The 26,681-nt window shown below is 42.9% G+C and carries 21 protein-coding genes, 1 other RNA gene and 1 pseudogene; 19 read left to right on the top strand and 4 right to left on the bottom strand.

Annotation, left to right across the window (positions count from 1 at the left end; all coding sequences use genetic code 11):
• Positions 1-597: 597 nt before the first annotated feature.
• Together WCP75_RS01640 and WCP75_RS01645 are read right to left on the bottom strand one after the other, a co-directional pair.
• Entirely contained in the window at positions 598-777 is a 180-nt protein-coding gene (locus WCP75_RS01640; RefSeq protein WP_336276518.1) for a YegP family protein, read from the bottom strand.
• Between the two features lie 340 nt (positions 778-1,117).
• Positions 1,118-1,657, bottom strand: coding sequence for a helix-turn-helix domain-containing protein (locus tag WCP75_RS01645; protein ID WP_336276519.1), 540 nt, complete (start codon positions 1,655-1,657; stop codon positions 1,118-1,120).
• A gap of 339 nt (positions 1,658-1,996) precedes the next feature.
• Between WCP75_RS01645 and WCP75_RS01650 the strand changes: the two are divergent.
• Positions 1,997-3,048: pseudogene (locus tag WCP75_RS01650) on the top strand (DUF475 domain-containing protein).
• 39 nt (positions 3,049-3,087) lie between these two features.
• Here WCP75_RS01650 and pncA read toward each other — a convergent pair.
• The gene (pncA, locus tag WCP75_RS01655) at positions 3,088-3,696 is read right to left on the bottom strand and encodes a bifunctional nicotinamidase/pyrazinamidase (RefSeq protein ID WP_336276520.1); all 609 of its coding nucleotides are present in this window, start codon (positions 3,694-3,696) and stop codon (positions 3,088-3,090) included.
• A 47-nt stretch (positions 3,697-3,743) separates the two neighbouring features.
• Positions 3,744-4,280 (bottom strand): hypothetical protein, encoded by a 537-nt coding sequence (locus tag WCP75_RS01660; RefSeq protein WP_336276521.1) that lies wholly within the window; start codon positions 4,278-4,280, stop codon positions 3,744-3,746.
• 153 nt (positions 4,281-4,433) lie between these two features.
• Between WCP75_RS01660 and ettA the strand changes: the two genes are divergently transcribed.
• The 18 genes from ettA (at position 4,434) to ftsA (ending at position 26,627) form a co-directional block, all read left to right on the top strand.
• The gene (gene ettA, locus WCP75_RS01665; RefSeq protein ID WP_336276522.1) at positions 4,434-6,083 is read left to right on the top strand and encodes an energy-dependent translational throttle protein EttA; all 1,650 of its coding nucleotides are present in this window, start codon (positions 4,434-4,436) and stop codon (positions 6,081-6,083) included.
• 1,567 nt (positions 6,084-7,650) lie between these two features.
• Positions 7,651-8,049, top strand: coding sequence for a hypothetical protein (locus WCP75_RS01670; protein ID WP_336276523.1), 399 nt, complete (start codon positions 7,651-7,653; stop codon positions 8,047-8,049).
• Between the two features lie 683 nt (positions 8,050-8,732).
• Positions 8,733-9,254: a lytic transglycosylase domain-containing protein gene (locus tag WCP75_RS01675; RefSeq protein WP_336276524.1), complete on the top strand. Its 522-nt coding sequence runs from the start codon at positions 8,733-8,735 to the stop codon at positions 9,252-9,254.
• 100 nt (positions 9,255-9,354) lie between these two features.
• Positions 9,355-9,745: RNase P RNA component class A (rnpB, locus tag WCP75_RS01680), an RNA gene on the top strand.
• Between the two features lie 207 nt (positions 9,746-9,952).
• Positions 9,953-10,942 (top strand): 16S rRNA (cytosine(1402)-N(4))-methyltransferase RsmH, encoded by a 990-nt coding sequence (gene rsmH, locus WCP75_RS01685; protein ID WP_336276525.1) that lies wholly within the window; start codon positions 9,953-9,955, stop codon positions 10,940-10,942.
• A gap of 4 nt (positions 10,943-10,946) precedes the next feature.
• Positions 10,947-11,351 (top strand): cell division protein FtsL, encoded by a 405-nt coding sequence (gene ftsL, locus WCP75_RS01690; protein WP_336276526.1) that lies wholly within the window; start codon positions 10,947-10,949, stop codon positions 11,349-11,351.
• Positions 11,351-13,090 carry a peptidoglycan D,D-transpeptidase FtsI family protein gene (locus tag WCP75_RS01695; protein ID WP_442894938.1) on the top strand — a complete coding sequence of 580 codons (1,740 nt, stop codon included), beginning with the start codon at positions 11,351-11,353 and terminating at the stop codon, positions 13,088-13,090. The genes ftsL and WCP75_RS01695 overlap by 1 nt, the downstream gene beginning before the upstream one ends.
• 19 nt (positions 13,091-13,109) lie before the next feature.
• Positions 13,110-14,561 carry a UDP-N-acetylmuramoyl-L-alanyl-D-glutamate--2,6-diaminopimelate ligase gene (locus WCP75_RS01700; protein ID WP_336276527.1) on the top strand — a complete coding sequence of 484 codons (1,452 nt, stop codon included), beginning with the start codon at positions 13,110-13,112 and terminating at the stop codon, positions 14,559-14,561.
• Complete coding sequence (locus WCP75_RS01705) at positions 14,558-15,979, top strand: UDP-N-acetylmuramoyl-tripeptide--D-alanyl-D-alanine ligase (protein WP_336276528.1); 1,422 nt, start codon at positions 14,558-14,560, stop codon at positions 15,977-15,979. Before WCP75_RS01700 ends, WCP75_RS01705 begins: the two co-directional genes overlap by 4 nt.
• A gap of 21 nt (positions 15,980-16,000) precedes the next feature.
• Positions 16,001-17,071 (top strand): phospho-N-acetylmuramoyl-pentapeptide-transferase, encoded by a 1,071-nt coding sequence (mraY, locus tag WCP75_RS01710; protein ID WP_336276529.1) that lies wholly within the window; start codon positions 16,001-16,003, stop codon positions 17,069-17,071.
• 3 nt (positions 17,072-17,074) lie between these two features.
• The gene (gene murD, locus WCP75_RS01715) at positions 17,075-18,490 is read left to right on the top strand and encodes a UDP-N-acetylmuramoyl-L-alanine--D-glutamate ligase (RefSeq protein WP_336276530.1); all 1,416 of its coding nucleotides are present in this window, start codon (positions 17,075-17,077) and stop codon (positions 18,488-18,490) included.
• A gap of 134 nt (positions 18,491-18,624) precedes the next feature.
• Complete coding sequence (locus tag WCP75_RS01720) at positions 18,625-19,782, top strand: FtsW/RodA/SpoVE family cell cycle protein (RefSeq protein ID WP_336276589.1); 1,158 nt, start codon at positions 18,625-18,627, stop codon at positions 19,780-19,782.
• Positions 19,772-20,908, top strand: coding sequence for an undecaprenyldiphospho-muramoylpentapeptide beta-N-acetylglucosaminyltransferase (gene murG, locus WCP75_RS01725; protein ID WP_336276531.1), 1,137 nt, complete (start codon positions 19,772-19,774; stop codon positions 20,906-20,908). The genes WCP75_RS01720 and murG overlap by 11 nt, the downstream gene beginning before the upstream one ends.
• Positions 20,892-22,319, top strand: a complete 1,428-nt coding sequence (gene murC / locus WCP75_RS01730) for a UDP-N-acetylmuramate--L-alanine ligase (RefSeq protein ID WP_336276532.1) — start codon at positions 20,892-20,894, stop codon at positions 22,317-22,319. The genes murG and murC overlap by 17 nt, the downstream gene beginning before the upstream one ends.
• Entirely contained in the window at positions 22,300-23,274 is a 975-nt protein-coding gene (gene murB, locus WCP75_RS01735) for a UDP-N-acetylmuramate dehydrogenase (RefSeq protein WP_336276590.1), read from the top strand. The genes murC and murB overlap by 20 nt, the downstream gene beginning before the upstream one ends.
• A gap of 241 nt (positions 23,275-23,515) precedes the next feature.
• On the top strand, positions 23,516-24,436 hold the full coding sequence (locus WCP75_RS01740) for a D-alanine--D-alanine ligase (protein WP_336276533.1): 921 nt from the start codon (positions 23,516-23,518) through the stop codon (positions 24,434-24,436).
• Entirely contained in the window at positions 24,424-25,329 is a 906-nt protein-coding gene (locus WCP75_RS01745) for a cell division protein FtsQ/DivIB (protein ID WP_336276534.1), read from the top strand. Before WCP75_RS01740 ends, WCP75_RS01745 begins: the two co-directional genes overlap by 13 nt.
• Entirely contained in the window at positions 25,329-26,627 is a 1,299-nt protein-coding gene (gene ftsA / locus WCP75_RS01750; protein ID WP_336276535.1) for a cell division protein FtsA, read from the top strand. Before WCP75_RS01745 ends, ftsA begins: the two co-directional genes overlap by 1 nt.
• Positions 26,628-26,681 lie beyond the last annotated feature (54 nt).

Genomic DNA, 26,681 nt, shown 5'->3' on the forward strand with positions numbered 1-26,681 from the left:
ACGGCCGATGATTGATACTTTTCCGCAAAAAAATAACCTCCCTCTGCCCCTGATGGCATAAACCATTATTGTCAACTTACAACAAAATAAAACCGATTTTTTTACGCTGAAATTGTACTCGGTAAACAACATCATAATAGAAAACACTCTACGTAGTAAATTATTACTAATTTTTCCAATTCCACTTTTTCTTACATCAAGTGAACAGACGACACCACACCACAGCCTCGCTTAACCGTGAATTTGTGCCCTATGAGCGAGAAATAGTATCTTTACCGAGACCATACCAATTCAGGAGAGAAAAACGCCACCCATCGTAAAATATCACTGATAAACTCACTTAAAATAAAATGCACAGAGACAGATGAACACGTTCTTACTACTTCATCACAACCCACCACCCTTGCGGACACGCAATCGCGCAAACTCTCCGCAACCAAAAAACACCAAACAACCCCCACCATTGCAGCCACATAGTATGCCACAATCACACCCCGTATTGCTACGCCCTGTATTATAGAAGACACACCACTCCGTCCCCTTACACTACAGGAGCATGATACAAGAAACACGCAAATCAACGCCCCAAAAAAGGCGCTAAGAGCGTAACTCCCTGACGAGAGCTTTATGTGTAATTTTTTTCATCTGCTCAATATTCATAAGGGTATCTTGTTTTGTTGGATACCCCTTACTCGAAAAAGCAATCTTCTCTTCATCTTTTGAGACTAAACGCCAGTACCATTGATTGTGAACCCCTTGAAACACTTCAAAATACATGCCCCTTACCTCATAAAATAGTCCCTCATTCACGGCACGGGTACATAAACCACCTGACCATGAATACTAAGTATGTCTAAATAATAAGCAGTCAACAGATTTTTTAAACTTCATAATAATTATATTAAATCATAAAAAAACGTTTATTTTCAATAAACTACGAAACGATAATTAATCTTTTAGAAAAAGTCCTCCTCATCCTTTATCGGAAAAGAGCTTCTATTTTATCGCCGATGACAAATCCCGCACAGTGTACAAATATTCTCTCATCACAAAAAACAAAGCAACTTTTCCGCTTCAACAAATTCCAGTTCTTTTTTTATCCCTTTGACGTGGATATTCACTGATTTGTAACAACATCTCTTCGCGATATGCTTCGAATAAGTAAGTCGATAAATAAACTAAGAGTGTAGGAGTTAGCCATCTTCGCTTTTACGTCAATCAGAGAGGTTGACGCCTTTGGACCAAGACCATCAGGCGAACCTTGCGTCAGAAGATATTGTTGCAACTTTTCATAAGAGCTTTCAACTTTTTCTTTGTCTAATTCTTCACTGCGGTCACCGCTGACAAGAATTTCTTCAAGCCCTTCAATTTTTTTAATGAAATAGTTCCAGTCAAAGTTACCTTTAGTATACTCAGTGTCAAATACTTTTCCTTGCCCGGTTAGAAGCCAGTTAATATTGACTCCGTACAATGTACGATATGTTTGTAAGACGCTCAGATTTGGTTCTCTCTCTCCACGCTCGTAAAAAGCAATGGAGTTTTTCGTCATGCTAAAACTTTTGGCCAACGCTTCACGCGAAGGGTCACCCAAAGCCAGGCGTACATAACGTAAACGTTTTCCGAATATAGTTTTTGCTTCAGTCTCAGGACGTGCCACGAACTCTCTCCCTCAATAAATCATCATGGTACAAGCTTTAGATGATAAAGCACACACTGTGTATTAATGTCTCATTATGCAATGTCAATATTTGTAGTCAATATTTATAATATTTATTTATTTTTATTTTTATTTGGTAAAGAACAATTTTTAGCGTATTATATATTTATATTATTAAAAAGCGATGTTCATTTTAGGTAAAATATACGCTGATCTGATTCTGCCCTTGTTTTTTTGGAGAAATTTCCATATAAGCCACCTAATACACATTTTTTTGCGCTGATGAACACGCTTTTTTTTGTGTAAATAGATTAAAGAGATAAATTTTGAGGAACAGTTATGGCCTCGTTCGGCTATTTTAGGTGGGCTTTTTTTTTACGGTCGTCGGCATCTTCATAGGGGGAGCTGTTGGTTGGCTCGAAACAAGAGATGTTACGGGGTTCCTTAAGTATTTTTTTATTTGCTGTGTTTTAGGAATTTTGGAAATTTCTTTGTCCTTTGATAACGCTATTATCAATGCGCGCATTCTTAAAGGAATGAGTCGGTTGTGGCAACGCCGTTTTTTGGTGTGGGGTGTTCTGATAGCAGTGTTCGGGATGCGGATTGTTTTTCCATTGTTGATTGTCGCTGCCGCTGTCTGGATTAACCCAATTGCTGCGATGAAATTAGCAATCTTGGAACCACACCAATATGCCGCGATTTTAACAGCTTCTCATATAGGTATTGCCGCCTTTGGCGGGACATTTCTCATGATGGTTAGTTTGCGGTATTTTTTTGATCCTGAAAAAGATACACATTGGCTAGCTCTCATAGAGAAGCCTGTCCAGAGGCTTGGATCTGTTGTTGGAATTGACATCGCAATTGTTCTTATCCTGATATTATTTTTCGCAGAGCAAGCCGCAGAAGAAGATAAGGTCAGGTTTTTGTCATCTGCTCTTTATGGGTTCTTGGTTTTCATATTCATTGAAGCTATCGGTTCGCTCTTAGATGCTCCAAAAAATACTTTACCTACAGTCGCTAAGGGGGGGATTGGCGCATTCCTTTATTTAGAGGTTTTAGATGCCAGTTTTTCCTTCGATGGTGTCATTGGCGCTCTTGCTTTTTCGCACAATCTTTTCATCATCGCAATTGGTCTTGGTATCGGCGCGCTGTACGTTCGTTCTATGACGATTATGTTAGTTGAGTCTGAGACATTATTGCACTATCGTTATCTGGAACATGGGGCTTTTTACGCAATTTTTATACTAGCAGCGATCATGTACGTACAAACTGTTACACAAGTTCCTGAAATATTGGTAGGAATCGTTGGAATCTGTATCATCGTAACGTCATTTTGTTCTTCGGTTCGATTTAGGAGTCGTTCCTCAAAGAGTTCTGCTGCAGTTAAGTAGGTAGAAAGTTTTCATTGTTACGAGGTGAAAAAATAGTATTTAGGAGGCCATTAAGAGTTCCACGCCACTCTCGTTCATGACTTTAAGTGTTGTGTTAAGAGAACCGTTTACGTCAATACCTGCACAGGCATGTAGTGAAACACTGACTTTAAATCCGCATTGTATGGCATGAAGAGCGGAAAATCCGACGCAAAAATCGGTCGCTAAACCGCACATGGCTAGCTTTGTGAAACCGTGCTCTTTGAGATAAACTTGCAAGCCTGTTGGAGTTTTCTGATCATTTTCAAAGAAGGCAGAATAACTGTCGATTTTTTGATTGTAGCCCTTTCGGAGAACAAGCTGCGCTTTTCTGGTTTTTAGGGAGGTATGAAATTCTGCTCCTTGTGTTCCTTGTACACAATGATCTGGCCAAAGTATTTGGGGACCATAGTCAAGATTAACCACGTCATAGGGTGCTTTTCCCGGGTGAGAGGAAGCAAAGCTGCAGTGATTTTTTGGATGCCAATCTTGAGTTAAAATTACATGATCAAAATTGTCAATGAGGTTATTAACTGCGGGCAAAATAGCATCACTTTGCGGCACCGCAAGTGCTCCACCTGGCAAGAAGTCATTCTGAACATCAATAACAATTAAGGCTTTTTTTTCCATGAACATGTTTCTGCAGGATATTTACTTTTTGTGGTAGCATTTAAGGACTATATCTCAGTTTGAAGTTCCGAGATAAGTTGACTGATGTTGGCACCATTTTTATAATTATCAAGCCAAAAAAGAGAGGGAAGTAAGTTTTTACAATTTGTTTTATAATTTTTTGCGAACTGTAGCCACGTGCCGATAGAAAGTGCACTATGGTCGCTGGCGGCCATGTGTCGGTGCAGGACTTTCATGATCATAGGGTCTGGTACATCAGATCCCATGAGGCGGCGGTCGTTTTTCAAACGCAATTTAAGCCACATTAAGGCGAGAGGTGAATACCACTGTCTTTCATGACACAAAAGTGCTGAAAAGAGATGGGGATTTTTTGCTGCATACTGTACAGCCCACAAGGCAAGAAAAGAGGGGGCGTAGAGAATTAATTTTCCCCGCGGATTTATATTGCATTGATATGTGGGATTAATACGATAAAAATACAATACTGTATTTGGTATAGAAAAGAAAAATGACGCTAGATAACATGTTTCGGGAATAGCTAAGCGGATTTTTTGTTTGCTTTGAAGGAGACTTTTGTTATGCATTCAAAACCATAGCGGGGCTTGTGAGGATAAAAAAATGTACCAATATACTAAACTAGGGGCTCCTGGTACGACACGAGCACTACTTATAGCGAAATCAAAGAAAGCGAAAGCATTTTTTCGAAATCCTAACTTTTAATATCTTAAGAGAATTTTATGGCACGTCAATTTATTTATCACATGGCTGGGCTCAGTAAGGCTTACGGCAATAAAAAAATTTTAGAAAATATTCACTTATCTTTTTATCCAGATGCAAAGATCGGTATTTTGGGGCCAAATGGTGCTGGTAAATCAACAGTTCTGCGTATCATGGCTGGACTGGATAAGGAATATACAGGAGAAGCATGGTTTTCCGAGGGGGCAAGTTGCGGCTACCTTCCGCAAGAGCCTGTTCTTGACACAAGCAAGGACGTCCGTGGCAATGTAATGGAAGGTGTTGCGGATAAGCAAGAAATTTTAAATCGTTATAACGAATTAATGGTGAATTATAGCGAAGAGACGGCTGACGAAAGTGCGCAGCTTCAGGATATCATTGACAATCAAAATCTTTGGGATTTAGAAAATCAAGTGGAGATGGCTATGGCTGCTCTTGGTTGTCCGCCGGCCAATGAAGATGTAACAAAACTTTCGGGAGGTGAAAAACGGCGTGTCGCACTTTGTAGATTGCTTTTATCTAAGCCCGACTTATTGCTTTTGGATGAACCAACGAATCACTTGGATGCTGAAACTACGGCCTGGCTTGAAAGACATCTGCGTGAATATCCAGGTGCGGTGCTTTTGATTACACACGATCGTTATTTCCTTGATAATGTGACAGGTTGGATTTTAGAATTAGATCGCGGCAAAGGTATTCCTTACGAGGGAAATTATTCTGCTTACTTGAAGGCTAAAGCTAAACGGATAGCTCAGGAGGGTCGTGAAGAAGCAGCTCGCCAACGCGCGTTGTCACGAGAGCAAGAATGGATAGCTTCCAGTCCAAAAGGACGACAAGCAAAGTCAAAGGCTCGAATTAGGGCTTATGATGAATTGGTTCGGGCTGCGCATGAACGTCGCCCTGGAGAGGCGCAAATCATCATTCCTATTGGTGAACGGTTGGGGCAGGTTGTTATCGAAGTGGATAATTTGTCTAAGGCATACGGCGAACGTGTATTGATTGATTCCCTTTCTTTTAGGCTTCCTGCTGGTGGAATTGTTGGAGTTATTGGTGCCAACGGTGTAGGAAAGTCTACTTTATTTAAAATGTTGACTGGGCAGGAGAAACCAGATTCAGGCGAAATACGCATCGGGGAAACTGTTCAAATGAGTTATGTTGATCAGAGTCGTGATCTATTGGTGGGTGATAGGACTGTTTGGGAAGAAATTTCCGGTGGAAATGACGTTATCAAGCTAGGAAAGCACGAGATAAATAGCCGCGCTTATTGCAGTGCGTTTAATTTTAAAGGTGCAGATCAACAGCAAAAAGTAGGTAATCTGTCAGGAGGACAAAGGAATCGCGTACATTTGGCCAAGCTTCTAAAAGAAGGGGGCAATGTTCTTCTCTTGGATGAGCCAACAAATGACCTTGATACCGAAACGCTAGCTGCATTGGAAGACGCATTGGAAAATTTTGCTGGTTGTGCAGTTGTGATATCACACGACCGTATGTTTCTCGATCGATTAGCTACCCATATTTTAGCTTTTGAGGGTGATGGTCACGTGGAGTGGTTTGAGGGTAATTTTGCCGAATATGAGTCCGATAAGATCCGCCGTTTCGGTGCAGATACCCTCAGTGCTAAGCGTACAAATTACAAGCCACTTACAAGGTAGAGTTTCTTATCTTGCTGAAATCTGATCTGAAAATGGTAGCGTTTGCCGCGGCCTTTTTTTAATTTTAAGAGAAGATTTGTGCATCATTAACACACTCTGTCGTAAGGTTTTTGTTCAATGCGATTGTGACAGAGAGGGGCATGATCTTGGTCATGCCCTGCGTGGGAGCGGGTAATGGTCGTATTTTGTGTACTGATGATAATCTGCCAAATTCAAAATTGTTGTCCCTTCATCAATTGTGGTAGAAAGCAGTGGTTTTTGTATGAGACTATGTGATTACAATACTACCACCCCGCTTACATAGATAGGTGCTGCTGTATTTTCTAGCAATTACTCGTTTTTTTCATTGTTAGAACTGAGTTGTAAAAGGATTTTTATACAAAATTTTTTCTTCATTTTCAGCGAGACAAGAAAGTTTTAACACGATGGCTAAACGAGATTTATAAAAATTAGCATGAAAGGTGGCCAGTTGACTGTGTCCTCACGAAAGATGAAAAGAACGCAGATAGCGGGGTCTCAGCTGTCGGCTTTCAGTTCGCTCAGAGTTTGTGTATATCGATGGGTGGATGCAAGAAATGAAACAGTAAATTTGCATGACCATATTTTCTGAACGTGTCTTGTCTTGTCATTCCAGTTTTCCTAGATTAAAGGCCGCAGTATCAGTTCGGTGGCTTATTTCTATGCTTTGTACTTTCTGTAAGATACGTCTGCCAACATCTCTGATATGTGTATACATAACTGAAAATGTTTTGCAAAACAGTTTAAAATTAGGGTTGATAGCAGGTGTTTTTGGCGTAGGGCGATTAATTTCTAATACAGGAGTTTCCCATTATCACCACCCATGATTTTTTAGATAACAGAAGTGGATTGGGGTTTGATGTTTGTATCGATTTTCGCTGCCTTCTGTAACGATAATGCACCGATTTGTTTTTTGAGTGTGCGAGGACAGTTCAATTCCGTTTTAGTGTAAATGTTGCAAGCTTTTCCGATGATACTGGAGAGTTCAGAACATTTTTATTTTTTAGATACGTTTTAGATTTAATTATTGTGGGCAGTGAGTAATTAATGTGTTTATACGACCGGCGGTTGTTTAACAAAAAATAGAACTGTTTGGCCCCTCTCGTGTTTTTGAAATTTTTATAGCAGCAGCTTTAGAACGAAGCCATAGGAAAACCAGAGATTGCCAAAAGATATTGTCAGTGCTTCTTAAACAAAATTGCTTCAAATTGGATCATTTATCATGATATTTTCGCCCAAATTTTGACATTTTTAAAGCAATTTGCAACTTTTTTATGTTTTTTACGGGAAAGACAGAAGAATTTCTTGTTGTTTAGGATATTTTACTTCATAGCAAGAATATCGCATCTGCTCTGAGCGGTTGCGAATAGACGATCAGGGAACCTCCTCCCCTCCCCCCGCGTGGATCCCTTAGATTGTCGGGCCTGACTGGGGAAATCCCCGGCCAGGCCATGTGTGTTATGGGGGTATGATGGGCGCAATAGGTTAGCTGGTCTGGGGATTTGGCAGGGTTTTTTATGGTTTCATGAGTTAGGCTATGGAGGGTGCCATGGAGTTTTTTTGGCGAAGGATGGGTCTTATTGCGGTTGTCTGTTTGGTCTTTGTGTCCAGTCTTTTGGCGTCTAAGGTCGGTCTTTTTCACAAGTTCACGTTTACGAAATCTCTCTCTTCTTATCGGTCAGAGGGAGTTGGTAGCGGCGAAGTAGATCTGACGGAAAGTGTGATCTTAGAGAGGTTAGTGGTATCCTTCCCGGATATTTTGGCGGGCCTCTCTCAGTTGGATTCGCGGCAGAAGGAGTGGGTGGTCGAGTTTATGCGTAAGAATGCGGTTGCTGCCGCCTTCGCGGATGGCTGGGGCGATGAGTCTGCACGGAAGTTTGGCGAAGCTGTGGCTATAGCCATAGCGAAGGCTGCTTCTCGTCCCACTGTCGGTGACGATTATTTTTAGTTTTTCCCCCGGGATTTGTTGTGTGTATTTTTATTGATGAGGTTTCATTTAGTTCCTGCGGGAGAGTGATGCCTAGGAGGCTGCGCGTTATTTTGTATTGGAATTATACGTAACGAAGGGTGGTTTTGGGCTTTTCTCCTGCGGACTTTGCGGTGTTTATTGTTTTATGTAAGAGTTGTCACGTCGTTGTCTGCACGTTTTTTTCTGCAAGATTCTGATATCTTCATTGAGGTTTAGAAGCTGGCGCTCCGCTCTTTCTTGCAGGGCGGGGGGCGTTCTTACTTTCCGCGAAGTAATTGACAGTTTTTGTTGCACTGGGGTGAAGGTGTTCTGGCTTACATTAGCTTTTTACGACCAGAGAGTTGCGCATCGAAGCGTCCGATTAGTCATACGTTAGGAACACAAAAACCTTCAGAAGAGCTCTTTTTCATCGGGATGTTTCAATGTGGCTGGTATATTTTCAGGTTTGGCGTGTTGCATTAATTTGATTTTTTTTCTTTTTGTAGAATAACCAAAATTATATACTTACCGAATTTGTTATTATTCTTTTAACATAAGAAATATGTTGGAATTGTCTTAATATTTTCACTTTAAAAACACTATTTAGCTTTTTTTATTAACTATAATGCTGAGAAAAGCTATCGTGGCTAGTGTTTAAGAATGTCTTATTGAAGAGAAAAAGAATGCGATTTTTAAAAGTCTTTTTAGGCACAGTGTGTGCTATGTCCTTCGTGATTGATGTTAGTGTGGCTCGTTCGGTACTGAATGTTACAGAGGGTTCAAGCCGGAGTTTAGCAAGCTCTTTTTCTAAGAATTCTAAGAAGCGTGACCGTCCTTACGAGTCCCTTATTAAAAAATTTGCGGTTAAATACAATGTTCCCGTTAATTTGGCGCACGCTGTTATTAGCATTGAAAGTAATTACCGAGTTTACATAAAAGGGGCTGCTGGTGAAATAGGCTTGATGCAGATCAGACCATCTACTGCACGGACTTTAGGTTTTAGTGGTTCCGTGAAGGAGCTTTACGATCCTGCGACTAATCTTGAATACGGAATACGCTATTTGGCGAAAGCGTATAAGTTAAGCGGTGGCAGTACATGTGGTACAGTTCTTAAGTATAATGCAGGCCATGCTGCAAAAAAAATGAACTCCACTTCAGCGCAATATTGCTTAAAAGTTAAAAATTATCTCGCATCATTGAAATAATCGATATATCTTGAGAGGGTGAGTGAGTTTTTTGGCGGGGGTTGTGAAATATATAGGTTGAGCTATTTCCACCCGGCAAAAAATGTTTTATAATAGCGCGTCAGTCGGCTGGGCAGCCGCGCTTGCTCAATGCCTAAAGGTGGTAAGTGAGGAAAGTCCGGGCTCCACGGAAAAACGGTGCCGGGTAACGCCCGGCGGGGGTGACCCTAGGGAAAGTGCCACAGAAAGAAAACCGCCTATCTTTATAGGTAAGGGTGAAAGGGTGGGGTAAGAGCCCACCGCGCACTCAGTAATGAGTGTGGCAAGGTAAACCCCACCGGGAGCAAGACCGAGTAGAAATGACGCGCAAGGTTCGACTTGCAACCAGTTTCCAGGTGAGTCATTCGGGTAGGTTGCACGAGGCGGGTGGTAACATCCGTCCCAGATGAATGGTTGCCATGTAGAGTGTGAGCTTTACCATACAGAACCCGGCTTACAGGCCGACTGATATTTGTGTTATCGGTGTTGCCCGCGCTTTGCTGTCGGGGTTTGTGTTGGGGGATCGTAACGTTTTTTTAAGCATAATATGTTAGCACACGCGCTGAGTTGGTTTTAATCCCGTTTTTCATTGTAATGGAAGAATGTGATTAAGGTTCCGGTGGGAGTAGCGTTAGTTAATAGCTACTGATTTGAGCAGACATACATCAAGATGGGTTATTTTGACACAACAGGGTAACAAAGCCGAACGCCATATCCCGGTGTTGTTGCAGTCAGTTTTAGCTGGGCTTGCACCGTTGGCCGGAGCAAAGATAATTGATGGTACTTTTGGTGCTGGTGGTTATGCGCGTGCCTTTTTAGATGCGGGTGCGGATGTCGTTGCCCTTGATCGTGATCCTCAGGCTATTCGTGAGGGGCAACCGCTTGTTGAAGAGTTTTTCCCGCGGTTTCATTTAGTACAGATGAAATTTTCGCAATTGGATCATGTGGTTAAAGAAAAGGTGGACGCGGTTATTTTGGATATTGGTGTGTCTTCGATGCAGCTTGATGAAGCTGAAAGAGGATTTTCTTTTCAGAAAGATGGTCCATTGGATATGCGGATGGCTCAGAGCGGTTTCACGGCGAGTGATGTTGTAAATCGTCTAAAAGTGGATGAATTAACTCGAATATTTAAGACATTGGGGGAGGAACGCTATGCGGGCCGAATTGCACGTATGATTGAAAGACGCCGCCTTGCTCGTCCTTTTTTGCGTACGGGCGATCTTGCTAATGCTATTGAAGCATTGATGGGCCGTAATCCAAGAGATCGTATTCATCCTGCAACGCGTGTGTTTCAAGCCCTTCGCATATATGTAAACGATGAAATTGGCGAGCTTGCGCGCGGTCTATTTGCTGCTGAGCGTATTTTGAAAGTAGGAGGCCGTTTAGGTGTAGTTAGCTTTCATTCTCTTGAAGACCGTATGGTCAAAAGATTTTTTTCTGTTCGTTCGGGAAGCATCAAAAGGTCACGTCACCTTCCTGAAGTGGAGGTATCTCCGGCGACATTTGTCCCTCTGTTTAAAGGTGGGGTAACTGCAGATAAAGAAGAGTTGGAGAAAAATCCTCGTTCGCGTTCTGCAAGATTACGTATTGGTGTACGCACTAAGCAAGATAATCCCGTCGCAGATATGAAATTGTTCGGCTTGGCTGAAATGACTGGTTTTGAAGGCTAAAAAAATGACAGTTTTTCGTACTTTGGATATGATTTTGATAATGGTCATGGTTTGCACGGCAGGTGTTACCTATAAAGTAAAATATGATGTTCAAAGGCGTATTAGTGAGGTTCGTCATCTTGAACATAAAATTTTTGCGGAAAAAAATATGGTTAGCCTACTTCATGCCGAATGGGCTGTAATGATAGAACCTTCGCGTATGCAGAGGCTTGCAAAGCATTATCAAAAGGAGCTTGGTTTGGAAATAACTCAGCCTCGCCAAGTCGTTGAGTTTGAGGATATCCCGATACGTGTGGATGATAAAATTGAAGAAATTATTAAGCAAAATACTTTAGAAGAGAGTGGAGGCTTCTTGGCAAATAATCGTGTTTCACACGTAGGTGGTATTATTCAAAAGGGCGTGCAGTGATAGGATTGTCGTTTCTATTTTTTCGAAGAAAGAATTGCTTAATCGCTCGTAATTCTTCCGCCGATAATTTTCATGCTAATCGCTTACGCTTGTTTTTTTCTTTTTTGTGCTTTTTTGTTCTGTACAGCATCATGGGAGCATGCCTTATTTCTTATGGATTTGAAGGTGGGCAGATCGAAGAGGCCAAAGGACCGGCCGTTTTTCAATTAGCTTCTCGTCCTGATATTATCGACCGCAATGGGCGTCTACTGGCGACAGACATTAAGACTTATTCACTTTTTGCTGAGCCACGACGTATCATCGACGTAGATGAAACGATAGAGCTTCTTTCGACAGTTTTACCCAATCTTAACTGGCAAGAAACTTACAAGCGTTTGAAAAGAAAATCCAATTTTTCCTGGATACAACGTGGGCTGACGCCGACACAGAAATCACAAATTATGGCACTTGGCATCCCTGGAATTGGTTTTCGTACTGAAGTTCGCCGTTTTTATCCAAGTGGATCTGTGTCTTCGCATATTCTTGGCATGGTCAATATTGATAATCAGGGCATAGCCGGTATGGAAAAATACATCGACGATGCTGGTTTGAGTGTTTTGCGTGCTTCTGGTCTTGCAATTGAGTCGTCATTAAAGCCGATTCAGCTCGCACTTGATGTTCGTGTTCAGACAGTTGTACACGATGAATTGACTCAAGCTATGAAGCGTTATAAAGCAATTGCCGCCGGGGCTGTCATTTTAAATATTCACACTGGTGAAGTTTTAGCTATGGCATCTATACCTGACTTTAATCCAAGAAATCCCGTCGATGCGTTAAAAAGTGATCGCTTAAATCGTATAACCGCTGGAGTTTTCGAAATGGGCTCTATCATTAAGAGTTTTACGACTGCGATGGCACTTGATTCAAATATTTTTCGCTTGAACAGTGTTATTGATGCTTCGCAGCCCCTGCAAGCGAGTCGACGGTATTTTATCCGTGATTTTCATGGAAAAAATCGTCCTCTAGCTTTATGGGAAGTTTTTATTTATTCTTCCAATATTGGTTCTGCTAAAGAGGCGTTGGCGATAGGGGTTGATAAACACCGTAACTTTCTAAAACGGTTAGGTTTGCTGGATCGTATAGTAACTGAACTTCCTGAGGTTGCTCACCCCGTTGAACCGCGCCAATGGCACGATATTCATTCTATGACAATTTCATTTGGACATGGCATGGCAACAACACCTCTGCAAACGGCTGTAGGTGCTGCTGCTTTGATGAACGGTGGCTGGTTGATTGCTCCCACCTTTTTAAAACGCGAAAAAGTACAAGCTTTGCAACATGCGAAGTCGGTTTTGCATCCTGAAACAAGCCGAGATATGCGCTATCTTTATAAATTAAACAGCAGTATTGGTTCTGGGCGTAATGCAAAAGTAGAGGGGTATCGTGTTGGGGGAAAAACGGGAACAGCCGAAAAAGTTGAAAATGGAAAATATTCTAAGACAAAGAATTTTAATAGCTTTCTCGCTGCGTTTCCGATTGATGATCCTTCCTATGTCGTTCTGACAATTATTGATGAACCTCAGCCGGAAGACGGAAAAAAAACGGCCACAGCGGCGATGAATGCGGGGCCGGTTCTTGCTAATATTATTCGCCGCTCAGCAAGTTTTCTGGGGGTAAAACCGGACTTTAAAAAAGAATATGCACCAATTTTTACTCCAAATGACAATATGAGATCGTTAAAAACAATGGCGAGAAATTAGAATAAAGATAGGTGTGAGCATGTTACTTAGGGCATTGTTTCCAGAATATGTTAGAGATGATGATCTTGGACGTATAGAGATTACGGGGATAAGCGCAGATTCTCGGGAAATATTTCCTGGTTATGTTTTTGTAGCTATTCAAGGAAATAAAGGTGATGGTAGGCAATACATTAATGATGCGGTAATGCGTGGCGCGCGGGCAATTGTAACAGATCATAATTTTGCTTCTGACAATTTATCTGTTCCAGTCCTACGTGTTTCAGATGTTCGCCATACTTTAGCAATAGCTGCTGCACGTTTTTATAGTCTTCAACCTGAAATTGTGGTGGCCGTAACGGGAACAAGTGGAAAAACATCTGTTGTATCTTTTGTCCGGCAAATTTGGGAGTACGCCAGGTTTTGTGCAGCTAGCATAGGAACAGTAGGTGTTGTTTCTCCTAAACGGAATGATTACGGCTCCCTTACAACACCAGATCCGGTAGTTTTGCGACGTTTATTATGTGAAATTACCAAAGAGGGTGTTACGCACGCAGCTCTTGAGGCCTCTTCGCACGGGATCGATCAGAGTCGACTTGATGGGATCCATTTGTCAGCGGCAGCCTTCACAAATTTGGGGCACGATCACATGGATTATCACGGCTGTATGGAAGATTATTTGCGTGCTAAAATGAGATTATTTGATACACTTTTACCGAAAGATTTTCCCGCTTTGATTTTTGCAGATGACCTTTATTCGCAAAAAGTTATTGACCACGTCAGGCAGGTGGGCCGTCGTGCATTAACAGTTGGACGTAAAGGGCGATTTATCACGGTAAATCGTGTGGAGCACCAGCGTACTAAGCAATGTGTTGAATGTCGTATGGGAGGCAGTATTTACGCCTTTAATTTGCCTTTAGCTGGAGATTTTCAGGTTAGTAATGCGCTCATGGCTGCGGGATTGGCGATTGTGACGGGTGCGTCTCCTGATAAAGTTTTTCTCTTCCTTGAAAAATTGAAAGGAGCTCCTGGGCGATTAGAATTAGTTGGAAAAACAGAAAATAATGCCCCTGTTTATGTAGATTACGCGCATAAACCCGAAGCCTTAGAGCAGGTTCTACTTTCTGTTCGCCCTTTTACTCAAGGGCGTTTGATTCTTGTTTTTGGCTGCGGCGGCGATCGTGACAAAGGGAAAAGGCCTTTAATGGGAAAAATTGCTGTCGATAAGGCTGATGTTGTTATTGTAACTGATGATAATCCTCGGACCGAGATGCCGGAAAAAATTCGAAAAGATATTTTGCAGGCAGCTGAAGGTGCAATAGAGATAGCAGACCGGGGGGAGGCAATTTCTTATGCGGTGGGGCTTCTTGAAGCTGGAGATACATTGATTATAGCTGGAAAAGGGCATGAAGATGGTCAGATTATAGGGGAAAAGAATTACCCATTTTCAGATCGCTTGCATGCACTTTCCGCTTTAGAGGAAAGACATTCATGACTGTTTTGTGGGATAAACGGGAGCTTCTTGCTGCAGTGAATGGTTTTGCGATTGGACCTTTGCCGGAGGCATTTTCGGGGGTGTCTATCGACAGCCGAACACTCGCAAAAGGCGATATCTTTTTTTGTATAAAAGGCAATCGTTTTGATGGCCATGATTTTGCTACGAAAGCTCATACGCAAGGCGCTGGAGCTATTGTAATTGCACGAGAGCACCTGCCTGAAATGAAAAAATTGGCTCTTCCGTTAGTTGTTGTTCCTGACGTTTTACAGGCATTAGAAAATCTTGCGCAAGCGGCACGTAAGCGCTCAAAGGCTAAAATTATAGCTATAACGGGTTCTGTCGGGAAAACGACGACAAAAGAAATTTTGAAACAGGCTCTTGAGACTGTTGGAAAGGTCCATGCTAATCTCGCTTCTTTAAATAATTGTTGGGGGGTGCCTCTGACTTTGGCGCGGATGTCCGCAGATAGTGATTATGGTATCTTTGAAATCGGCATGAATCACAAAGACGAGATACGTCCTTTAGTTAAATTAGTTCGTCCACATGTCGCTTTGATTACTTGCATTGCTGCTGTGCATATGGGTTTTTTTAAAAATCTTGAGGAAATTTCAGATGCAAAGGCCGAAATTTTTGAGGGACTGGATGAGGATGGTACTGCTATTTTAAACGCAGATGATGACTTTTTCTCTCATTTGGTTCACAAAGCAAAACGATGCGGTGTGAAGAAAATTTTAAGCTTTGGTAAAAAACAACATGCCGATTATAGAGCTAAAGAACTTTTCCTTTCAAAAGATTCTTCTCATTTTGTTGCATGTGTTTCTGACCGCGACGTAACGATTAAAATTTGTGCGCCAGGAAAACATATAGCACAAAATAGTTTGGGAGTTTTTGCTGTTTGTGGGGCAATTAATGCTGATTTAACGCGCATTATACCTGCTTTAAGCCAATTTTCTTTGCAAGAAGGTCGCGGTATTTGCTATCGACTGTCTTTACCAAGTGGCGGTGTATTTCATTTGATCGACGAAAGTTATAACGCCAATCCTGCTTCTATGCGGGCTGCCCTCGATCTTTTGGCCGCGGGACCAGTGGGAGAAAAAGGGCGACGGATTGCCGTTTTGGGTGATATGCTTGAATTGGGAGCTTACAGTGAAAGACTTCATCGTGATTTAGTAGAGCCGGTATGTGCCTCCGGTGCCGATCCGGTTTTTTTGTTTGGTAAGGAAATGGGGTTTTTAGCGGCTGACTTGTCCGCGCATGTTAGGACCCGTTATGCTGAAAATATTAAGGAAATTTTGTCACTTATTTTTTCAGAAATTTCAGATGGAGATCTGATAATGGTCAAATCATCCCGTAGTATTTATTCGTCAAATATTGTAGTTGCGCTTTTGGACCGTTATAAAGTGGCATCCCAATAATTTTGTTTAGGTTTTTACACTATGATGCTGTTTCTTTATTCACTTAATGATTGGCTCCCGGGTGTTAATGTTTTCCATTATATCACTTTTCGTACCGTGGCAGCTACACTTACATCAGGTCTCATTGTGTTTTTATTTGGTCCCAGCATTATTGCTGCTCTTAAGCTTCGGCAGGGAAAAGGACAGCCAATCAGAGCTGATGGTCCTCAGACGCATTTTAAAAAGGCTGGAACACCTACTATGGGTGGATTCATGATTTTAATTGGCGTTGTGGTATCGGCGCTTTTGTGGTGTAATTTGTCCAATATCTACTTTTGGATATCGTTGTCTGTTATGCTTCTTTTTGGAGCAATTGGTTTTTATGATGACTATCTTAAGGTAACGAAGCAAACGGAAAAAGGATTTTCCGGTAAAGCGCGATTAAGTTTGGAGTTTGTAATTGCAGCTGTCGCTGCTTTTTTTATTTCACAAATTCAACCACCTGGGTTAGCATTGCCTTTTGTGAAAGATTATTTCATAAATTTGGGTTGGTTTTTCCTTCCTTTTTCTGCTGTTGTCGTTGTGGCTACAGGAAATGCTGTCAATGTAACCGATGGTCTTGATGGGCTTGCTATCGTTCCTGTAATGGTTGCTGCTTTTTCTTTTGCTTTAATTGCTTATCTTTCTGGCAATATAAATTTTTCTGATTATTTACAGATCCGCTATGTGCCAGGAACGGGCGAATTGACCGTTTTGCTGGGAGCTGTCGTCGGTGCTGGTCTTGGTTTTTTGTGGTTTAATGCGCCCCCAGCGGCTATTTTTATGGGGGATACTGGTTCACTAGCACTTGGAGGGCTTTTGGGTGTTGTTGCCGTTGCCACTAAGCACGAAATTGTTTCGGTTTTTATCTGTGGGATCTTTGTTTTAGAGGCGTTTTCGGTTGTTATTCAGGTTGGTTACTTCAAACTAACAAAAAAACGTGTATTTCTTATGGCGCCAATTCATCATCACTTTGAGAAAAAAGGTTGGACTGAAAGCCAAATTGTGGTACGTTTCTGGATCATTTCGATCGTTTTGGCTTTGATTGGTCTTTCGACACTTAAGTTACGGTGAGATTTGATTTCTGTTCCTTGTTATGAAAACAAAAAGGTTGCTCTATTTGGGTTGGGGCAGTCGGGGTTGGCGGCGGCTCAGGCGTTGATGAGTGGTCACGCGGATGTTTTTGCGTGGGATGACGATTCTTCGCGCGTCGAGATGGCCCGTGAGGAAAATATTCCAACAAGAGATCTCCGGTCCGAGGATTGGTCGGAGTTTTCTGCGCTAGTTTTAGCACCCGGGGTTCCTTTGATTTATCCTAAGCCTCATTGGGTTGTCGATAAAGCACGTCAAGCAAATATAGAAATTATCGGCGACATCGAATTATTTATCCGCGCGCGCAATCACTTTCTGCAGCACCACGGGTTCCACGAAAAGGACGTCCCGTTCGTTGCTATCACAGGCACAAATGGGAAGTCAACGACGACAGCTTTGCTCACCCACCTACTGGAAAAAATGGGCTACGATGTACAAATGGGGGGCAATATTGGAGTCCCGATATTGACTCTAAAGCCGTTTACTAAGAAGTGTATTTATGTGGTAGAATGTTCATCGTTTCAGATTGATCTTACACCATCTCTTCGTCCAACTATTGGTCTCTTACTGAATTTGACTTTCGATCACATCGATCGTCATGGCAGCTTTTCCCGTTATGTCCAAGCGAAGAAGAGTCTGGTTTCTAGAGCAGCTCGCGCCTTTATTTCAATTGATGATGCAGTTTGTCGGGATTTGTACCAACAGTTGGTCCAAGACGGTTGTCAAGTTGAGGCAATTTCTAAGGAAAATTTTGTTGAAAACGGTTTTTACGCAGAAGGAACAAAGCTTTTTTCTGTTCGCCATGGACAGCGACACATGCTTGCAGATATTGCTTATATGAATGCGTTGCGAGGCGATCATAACGTACAAAATACTCTCATGGTACTGGCAGCGTTGCGGGCTTTAGAAATTACTGATTTGCGCGTAGAAGAGCATTTAGCGAGTTATAAAGGGTTGGCGCATCGCATGCAGCAGGTGCGTAAAATTGGGTCAGTTTTGTTTGTTAACGACAGCAAAGCCACGAATGCAGATGCGTCAGCTTCTGCGCTTTCTGCGTTCGATGACATTTTTTGGATTGTTGGGGGACAAGAAAAGAGAGGTGGAATTGAGGCTCTTAGGAGATTTTTTCACAAAATTCGCAAGGTTTATTTAATTGGAAGTTCGGCGAAAGGATTTTCTGACGTCATTGGGTCCGCTTGTCCTTTTTCCATGAGTTTAACTTTAGAGAATGCGGTGCACGAAGCAGCCATTGATGCAGCTCGCTGCGGTGCAAAAGAGGCAGTCGTCCTTCTTTCACCAGCTTGCGCGAGTTATGATCAGTTCAAAAATTATGAAATGCGCGGAGATGCATTCATTTCTTTTGTCATGCAGTTAAAAGAAGCCCAGATCGTAAAATTATAAAAAAATGATTTTATGTTAACATTCCAGAATCTTTTTTCATATAACTCAATTTTTGAGATGTTTGCTAAAATCAAGTGAGCCACACTACTTTTAGTAATTTTTGGCAAAAGTGTGAAAAGGGTAGAATAAATATGATGGTTACTCGTGCAGACCGAGATCCGGTTGCCAATTGGTGGTGGACAATTGACCGTTCTATTTTTGCTGCTTGTTTGATGTTAATAGGGATTGGGATTATGTTGTCCTTTGCAGCTAGCCCTACCGTTGCAAAAAAAATTGGGATTGACGATGGTTTTTACTTTGTACGTTGGCATATTACTTTCAGCGTTTTGGCATTCTTTGTTCTGACCACTATTTCTTTTTTTTCACCTCGCAATATTCGCCGTTTATGCGTCTTGTTGTTGGTTGTAGCACTCGTTCTTATGGTTGCGACTTTATTTTGGGGTCCAGAATTAAAAGGAGCGAGGCGATGGATTCCCGTATTTGGTGTTTCTGTGCAAGCCTCTGAGTTTATGAAGCCAGCTTTTGTCATTACATCAGCTTGGATTTTTTCGGAACAGGTGCGGAAGAAAGGAATGTTCAATTACGTCCTTGCTATCGCACTTTACGCCATTTTTTGTGTACTTCTCGTGTTACAGCCGGACATCGGTCAAACGCTCTTAGTGAGCGCAGCGTGGGGTGGCCTGTTTTTTGTTACGGGCGTGCCCTTGATTGTTATTTTGTTATTTCTCATTCTTGGTCTCGTAGGAGGAATTTCTGCGTATATCTCTCTTTACCATGTCCGCGAACGTATCGACGGTTTTTTCACAGGTAAAGGTGACACCTTCCAAGTGGATGTAGGGCGTGAAGCTATTTTGAATGGTGGTTGGTTTGGGCAGGGGCCGGGTGAGGGAGTGGTTAAACGCATCATTCCCGATAGCCATACGGATTTTGTATTTTCTGTTGCTGCCGAAGAATACGGTATTATCCTCTGCTTGTTAATTCTGATGCTTTTTGGCTTTATCGTTATGCGCTCGCTTTATATAGCGATGAACACGCGTGACATGTTTACACGCTTTGGTATTACCGGCATAGCAATGATGATTGGTTTTCAATCAAGTATTAACATGGCTGTCAATTTGCATTTGATGCCTCCAAAAGGCATGACGCTGCCGTTTATTTCTTATGGTGGCTCGTCTATGATAGCGATCGCTATTTCAATGGGAATTTTGCTTAGTTTGACGCGCCGCTGGCCAGAAGCACGTCTTTCAGCTTTTTCTTCACCTGTTGTTTCGGATTTTGCTTATGACAAATAAAAAAGTCATCGTTTTGGTTGCTGGTGGTACCGGTGGACATCTTTTTCCCGCGGAAGCGCTTGCGGTTGAATTGAAGCAGCGTGGATATGATGTTCATTTGGCAACGGATGAAAGAGCAAAGGGCTTCGTGCGCTGCTTTGAGGAAGATCATGTTCACATAATTTCATCGGCGACATTTGCACGACGTCATCCTCTTACATTTATAAAAACATTTTGGTATTTGTTGAAGGGTGTGGGGCAGTCATTAGCCCTTTTTTATAAATTGCGTCCTGTTCTCGTAGGTGGGTTTGGTGGTTATCCCACCGTTCCTCCTCTTTTTGCCGCCTTTTTAACGAGGCGCTTGACGTTTATTCACGAACAAAATGCTGTTATGGGACGTGCCAATCGGGTATTAGCAACCATGGTTCAGGCGATAGCGGGTGGTTTGTTGTCTCTAAAAAGTGTCTATGCTCACAAAATTTTCTTGACTGGTAATCCCGTGCGTGAGACCGTTCTTCGGGCGGCAGAGGTTCCTTATTGTCGCTCTGCCGATAAAGAGCCATTTTCGTTTTTAATTTTTGGTGGGAGTCAGGGAGCTTCTTTTTTTTCACGAGTTGTGCCAGGTGCAATCGTCTTGCTTGACGATGAGATACGTAAGCGTTTACGGATTACTCAGCAGGTTCGGGGTGAGGTTGCAGAGTTAGAAAAGGTTTACAACGATATGGGCGTACCGGCAGAAATTGCCTTGTTTTTTGATGATATAGCTGAGCGGATGGCGCGATCTCATTTCATTCTATCACGTGCTGGCGCATCGTCCGTTTGTGAAATAGCCGTAATTGGTAGACCTGCTTTACTTGTTCCATATCCTCATGCTTTAGATCATGATCAGGCTGCAAATGCGGCATTACTCGCTGCATCCGGGGGAGCCCATATTGTATCGGAAAATGATCTAAGTGCAAAAAAGCTTGCTTCTTTTTTAACGCAGGCTTGTCGTGAACCACATTTGTTAGAAAAACGAGCATTAGCCGCAAAAAAGGCTGGGAAGCCCTATGCAACTGGTCGTCTCGCGGATATGGCGGAAGCATTGATTGCAAAGCGGCCGCTTTCAGATATTAGAGAGGAGTTTTTTGATGAAAATGCCGCTTAATGTCGGACTTATCTATTTTATTGGAATTGGTGGGATTGGCATGAGTGGAATTGCTGAGGTCTTACATGGTCTTGGCTATAAAGTTCAAGGATCCGACCAAGCTGATAATGCAAATGTCAAACGCCTGCGGGAGAAGGGGATCGGCGTTCACATAGGTCATGATGCCAAAAACTTGAAGGATGCGGAGGTTGTTGTTATTTCTACTGCTGTAAAGAAAACAAATCCTGAATACATCGCTGCGAAAGAAAGGCATTTGCCAATTGTGAGGCGTGCTGAAATGCTTGCTGAGCTGATGCGGTTTCGTCGGGCAATTGCTGTTGGTGGTACGCATGGTAAGACAACGACTACATCAATGGTTGCTGCGCTTCTTGATGCTGGACATTTTGACCCCATGGTGATTAATGGTGGTATTATCAATGCTTATGGTACCAATGCCCGTATGGGGGAGGGTGATTGGATGGTGGTTGAAGCTGACGAAAGTGATGGCACATTTTTAAAACTTCCCGCTGATATCGTTGTTGTTACAAATATTGATTCTGAACATTTAGATCATTACGGTAGCTTCAATGCTGTTCGTGATGCTTTTCGTCAATTTGTACAGAACGTTCCTTTTTACGGTTTCGCCGTTTTATGCCTTGATCATCCAGAAGTTCAAACATTGGCTAGCCGCATTGATGATCGTTGGATAATCACTTATGGTGCGAATCCACAAGCAGATGTTCGTTTTCTTAATCTTACCGTAGATGGTAAAAAGACACACTTTGATGTTTTTATCCGCTCGAAAAAGACGGGGAAAGAGACTGAATTGAAAGACATCGTTCTACCGATGTCTGGGCAACACAATGTTGCCAACGCGACTGCCGCGATTGCTATTGCTCATGAACTTGGCGTTTCGAGTGAAACTATAAAAAGGGGGTTAGCGGAATTTGGTGGGGTAAGACGGCGTTTTACGCAAACAGGGAGTTGGCGTAGTGTTGAAATATTTGATGATTATGGGCATCATCCCGTCGAAATAAAAGCTGTTTTACGTGCAGCTCGTGAGAGTGCAAAAGGGCGGGTTATAGCGGTTGTACAGCCGCATCGTTATTCACGCTTGCATAATCTATTTGACGATTTTTCCACTTGTTTTAATGATGCAGATACAGTGGTAATTGCACCAGTTTACGCTGCTGGTGAAGAACCGATCGCTGGTTTTGGTGTTGAAGAATTGGCAGAGCATGTTAAAACGGCCGGCCATCGCGATGTACGTCTAATTAAAACTCTGGAAGACGTTGTTTCGATTGTATATACGTGTGCTAAGTCCGGTGATTATGTTATTTTTCTCGGTGCTGGCAATATCACACAATGGGCTTGTGCGTTGCCTCAATTGTTGGCAGCACTTGATGATGGCGATGAGTTTTCAAATCATTAATGGTGAGGCGCTGTTGGCACGGTTAGGGCCTGCGTTGAGCGGCATAAGAGGGAAGCTCGTGCCCAACGCTGATATGCGGAAGGTTACGTGGTTTCGCACTGGTGGAGTGGCTGAGCTTTTTTATCAGCCTGTTGATGAAGCAGATTTAGCTCTTTTTCTCAAAGTCTTACCTAAGTGCATTCCTGTGAAAATTGTTGGAATTGGTTCTAATCTTTTGATTCGTGACGGAGGTATTCCCGGAGTTGTTATTCGTCTTTCAGCAAAGGGTTTCGGACAAGTGCAGAAAGTTTCTCTGACACGTCTCCTCGTTGGCGCTGCGGCGGCAGATAAGCATTTAGCTTCTGCTGCCCTGGAGGCTGAAATTGCAGGCTTTCACTTTTTTCACGGTATCCCTGGTAGTCTCGGTGGAGCATTAAAAATGAATGCAGGGGCTAATGGTATTGAAACAGCTGAGCGCGTCGTTGAGGTTTATGCGCTTGATCGTGAAGGGCGGCGCCACGTCTTGAGTTTGGCAGACATGCATTATTCTTATCGCCATTGTAGTATCCCTGAAGGTATTATTTTTATTGCTGCTTTATTAGAAGGGCAGCGGGGGAGTAGAGATAGTATTCGTTCTGCCATGAACGCAGTTTCTCTTCACCGAGAAACAGTGCAGCCTATTCGTGAAAAAACAGGTGGTTCAACTTTCCGCAATCCTGAAGGTGCATCTGCGTGGCGCGTTATTGATGAGGCGGGGTGTCGTGGCTTGCAGATTGGTGGCGCTCAAATGAGTGAAATGCACTGTAATTTTATGATTAATATAGGGCATGCTACGGGCTATGATTTAGAAGCATTGGGCGAAGTAGTGCGCGCTCGCGTATTCGCTCATTCATCTCACTTATTAGAGTGGGAAATACAGCGCATTGGTCAATTCGAACAGGGTCGTACAGTTCTTTCTTTTGAACGACTTTGTTGATTAAAATTTGTTGATTAAAAAAATAGCGAAAAAAAACTGAGTCATTTCAAAGAGATAATAAAAAAATCCATTAAGAATCAATAAATTAACAGAGAAACTCTTGCGTCATCTGCTTGAGTCTGATTCATTAGAGGAAATGCTAGATTGTTGATTCGCAAAGATAAATCTTAGTCTTTCCTGTATATGGTGTTGGTGATTTCTATGTGGTCTATATGTAGTGTGCGAGGAGGGGGAAGTGGTCATGAAAGGTAGGCATATAGCTGTATTGATGGGGGGGCTTTCCTCTGAACGGTCTGTAAGTTTGTCTTCAGGTGCTGCTTGTGCCGATGTCCTTGAAGCACAGGGATATCGTGTGAGTCGCGTGGATGTTGATGGTCGTGTTGCATCCGTTCTTGAGCGGTTACAACCCGATGTCGCTTTTAATGCATTGCATGGATCATTTGGTGAGGATGGTCGTATCCAAGGTGTTCTTGAGTACTTGAAAATCCCTTATACACATTCTGGAGTGATGGCATCTGCATTAGCGATGGACAAGGCGCGCGCAAAAATTATTGCTTCCAGCGTTGGTGTCCCTGTCGCTCCTTCTCATGTAATGAGTCGCTTTGCTATTGGACAGTCGCATCCTATGGAGCCTCCTTACGTAATTAAGCCTGTGCGTGAAGGGTCTAGTGTCGGTGTTGTAATTGTTGGGGAACATGAAATTTCACCTCCGCACAACATTGTGGGAGCTGAGTGGGATTACTCGGACGAAGTAATGGTTGAAAAATATATTCCCGGGCGTGAACTTACCTGTGCTGTTTTGGGAAATGAAGTTTTAGATGTTTGTGAGATTTTGCTCGATCAGTGTTCTAAATTTTATGATTACGAATCAAAATACGAGCTTGGTGGTTCCCTTCATATTTGTCCTGCACAACTTTCACCAAATATTTACCAAAAGGTGCAACAAATATCCTTGGCGGCACACCAGGCAATAGGTTGTCGGGGTGTTAGTCGTTCTGATTTTCGTTTTAATGAGGAAGCAGAAGAGTTGGTTTGGCTTGAGATTAATACGCAGCCCGGTATGACGTCGACGTCTCTTTTACCTGATATTGCGAAGGCAAGTGATCGTACTTACAGTGACGTCGTTCAATGGATGGTGGGGGACGCGTCATGTGTGCGCTGAGTGTTGATCAAACGAATGCTCGGGTGGAGTCGTCTGTATTCGCCTTCCCGCGTCTCTATCGTCGTTTTTTTCGGTTGTTTGCATTTGTATTTTTTAACGTTCATGTGCCTCGCCATCTTGGCTCTTTTGCTGTTGTGTTTTTTTTCTTTATAACTGCACTTTATGGAGTTTTATCGAGTGGTCGTGCGGAAACAATTGTGGCGGCCGCAATATCGAACGTCGGTTTTGCAGTTACCAGTGTTGATGTACGTGGCAATAAGCGTGTCGCAAGGCAGGAAATTTTGGAACTTTTGGAACTCGATGTTTCTCAGTCAATGTTTACCTTTGATGTTGGTAAAGCGCGTTCTGCTTTGGAGCAGCACGTTTGGGTTGAATCTGCTAATGTTCAGAAGGTTTATCCTAATCGCCTATGCGTTACGATTGTGGAACGTAAACCGTACGCAATTTGGCAGCATGATGGTGTGCTGGATGTCATTGATAGTACGGGACGCGTGATTGTTCCTTTTCAGGGGGGGCGGATTCGAGATTTGCCTCTTGTGGTTGGTCAGGGTGCGCAAATCTCTGCCAAGGCGTTTATTCAGGCGCTTTCGGTGTATCCAGAGGTATATGATCGTGTTCGCGCTTATGTGCGTATAGGTGATCGGCGTTGGGATCTCATTTTGAATAATGGAGTACGGGTTATGTTGCCCGAAGATGATGTACTTGGAGGGCTTACATCTCTCATTAAGACGGGGCGGGCGCAGTACCTTTTTTCACGTGATGTTTTGAGTGTTGATTTGCGCCTTCTTGATAGGATTACAGTTTCCTTGTCAGATGATGCGTTGGCGCGCCGTGATGCTGCTGTGGCAGAAGAAGAGCGCGTTTTAAAGGCTTATAAAGCAGGGGATCTGTAATGTTTCTAGGATCACATCATGTAAGGGGGCGTAAAGCGCGTTTCTTGACGGTTCTCGATGTAGGATCAAGTAAGGTCGTTTGTCTTATTGCTTGTTTGCGTCCTTTAAAGCATGCGCAGCATTTACACGGTCGTACGCACTCCATGGAAGTCCTCGGTTTTGGAGTGCAGCGTTCGCGTGGTATTAAATCTGGCATCGTGATGGATATGTCTGCAGCGGAGCAGTCAATACGGTTGGCTGTTGATGCAGCCGAAAAAATGGCTGGCTTAGTCGTGGATTCAGTGATTGTAAGTTTTTCTTCCAGTCGGCTGAAAAGTGCTCTGGTTAATGGAATGATCAGTTTAAATGGCCGTGAGGTGACGACACGTGATGTACGTATGGCATTGGCAGATGTTTCGCGCAAAGTTTTTGATGCTGAGCGCCATGTTGTGCATTCGGTTCCAATGTCCTATGTGCTGGATGGTGATAAAGGAATCTCTAGTCCTATTGGGATGGTTGGGGAATTGTTTGGCGTTGATGTGCATGTCGTGACAGCTGAGACAGCGTCTTTGCGTAATTTGGAGGCCTGTATTAATCGCGCGCATTTGAGTGTTGAGGCGATGGTTGCAACTCCTTTAGCGAGCGGTCTTTCTGTTTTAATCAATGATGAGGCACGTTTAGGGGCAGCTTGCATTGATTTTGGTGGTGGAACGACAACATTTTCAGTGTTTTCTGAAGGAAAATTTGTTCATGCGGATGCGCTGGCAGTTGGTGGGCGTCATGTGACTCTTGACGTAGCGCGTGGCTTCTCTACGTCTATTGAGGAGGCAGAGCGTTTGAAGGTTGTGTATGGCTCTGCGCTTTTGGCGAGTGCTGATGATCGGCATATGATTGATGTAGCGGAGCTTGGGAGCGAATATCGTGAGACTCAGTATCCGCGCGCTGTTCTTTGCCGTATTATTCGTGTGCGTGTCGAAGAAATATTGGAAATGGTGCGTGATTGTCTTAATCGGTCTGGTTTCGGTCACATAGTTGGGAAACGTGTTATTTTGACTGGGGGGGCAAGCCAGTTAATAGGGTTGCCAGAGATGGCGCGTACTATATTGGGAAGAAATGTTCGTATAGGGCGGCCTTTAGGTGTTTCGAGGCTTCCTTCTTTTGCAAAAGGGGCGGCGTTCTCGTCTGCTGTCGGGCTGTTGATTTATCCGCAGTTAGTGGGTTTTGAGGAAAAAACGGTACAGGCTACGGTAAATCGTCTATCGGTGGGCACGCGTGGGTATTTTCGGCGTGTCGGTCAGTGGTTGCGTGAGAGTTTTTGAGTAAGTTTATTCAGGTAAGTTAATGTTCATCGCTTTGGCTTGCGATGTCTTATG

Source organism: Bartonella numerosa, assembly GCF_037070845.1.
In the GTDB taxonomy this organism is placed as follows: domain Bacteria; phylum Pseudomonadota; class Alphaproteobacteria; order Rhizobiales; family Rhizobiaceae; genus Bartonella.

Coding starts and splice junctions, on each gene's coding strand:
- WCP75_RS01705 (WP_336276528.1), top strand. CDS start 14,558: ATGACTGTTTTGTGGGATAAACGGGAGCTTCTTGCTGCAGTGAATGGT.
- WCP75_RS01675 (WP_336276524.1), top strand. CDS start 8,733: ATGCGATTTTTAAAAGTCTTTTTAGGCACAGTGTGTGCTATGTCCTTC.
- WCP75_RS01745 (WP_336276534.1), top strand. CDS start 24,424: ATGTGTGCGCTGAGTGTTGATCAAACGAATGCTCGGGTGGAGTCGTCT.
- ftsL (WP_336276526.1), top strand. CDS start 10,947: ATGACAGTTTTTCGTACTTTGGATATGATTTTGATAATGGTCATGGTT.
- mraY (WP_336276529.1), top strand. CDS start 16,001: ATGATGCTGTTTCTTTATTCACTTAATGATTGGCTCCCGGGTGTTAAT.
- ettA (WP_336276522.1), top strand. CDS start 4,434: ATGGCACGTCAATTTATTTATCACATGGCTGGGCTCAGTAAGGCTTAC.
- WCP75_RS01640 (WP_336276518.1), bottom strand. CDS start 777: ATGTATTTTGAAGTGTTTCAAGGGGTTCACAATCAATGGTACTGGCGT.
- WCP75_RS01740 (WP_336276533.1), top strand. CDS start 23,516: ATGAAAGGTAGGCATATAGCTGTATTGATGGGGGGGCTTTCCTCTGAA.
- WCP75_RS01720 (WP_336276589.1), top strand. CDS start 18,625: ATGGTTACTCGTGCAGACCGAGATCCGGTTGCCAATTGGTGGTGGACA.
- murB (WP_336276590.1), top strand. CDS start 22,300: ATGAGTTTTCAAATCATTAATGGTGAGGCGCTGTTGGCACGGTTAGGG.
- WCP75_RS01660 (WP_336276521.1), bottom strand. CDS start 4,280: ATGCATAACAAAAGTCTCCTTCAAAGCAAACAAAAAATCCGCTTAGCT.
- WCP75_RS01700 (WP_336276527.1), top strand. CDS start 13,110: ATGTTACTTAGGGCATTGTTTCCAGAATATGTTAGAGATGATGATCTT.
- murG (WP_336276531.1), top strand. CDS start 19,772: ATGACAAATAAAAAAGTCATCGTTTTGGTTGCTGGTGGTACCGGTGGA.
- murC (WP_336276532.1), top strand. CDS start 20,892: ATGAAAATGCCGCTTAATGTCGGACTTATCTATTTTATTGGAATTGGT.
- ftsA (WP_336276535.1), top strand. CDS start 25,329: ATGTTTCTAGGATCACATCATGTAAGGGGGCGTAAAGCGCGTTTCTTG.
- WCP75_RS01670 (WP_336276523.1), top strand. CDS start 7,651: ATGGAGTTTTTTTGGCGAAGGATGGGTCTTATTGCGGTTGTCTGTTTG.
- pncA (WP_336276520.1), bottom strand. CDS start 3,696: ATGGAAAAAAAAGCCTTAATTGTTATTGATGTTCAGAATGACTTCTTG.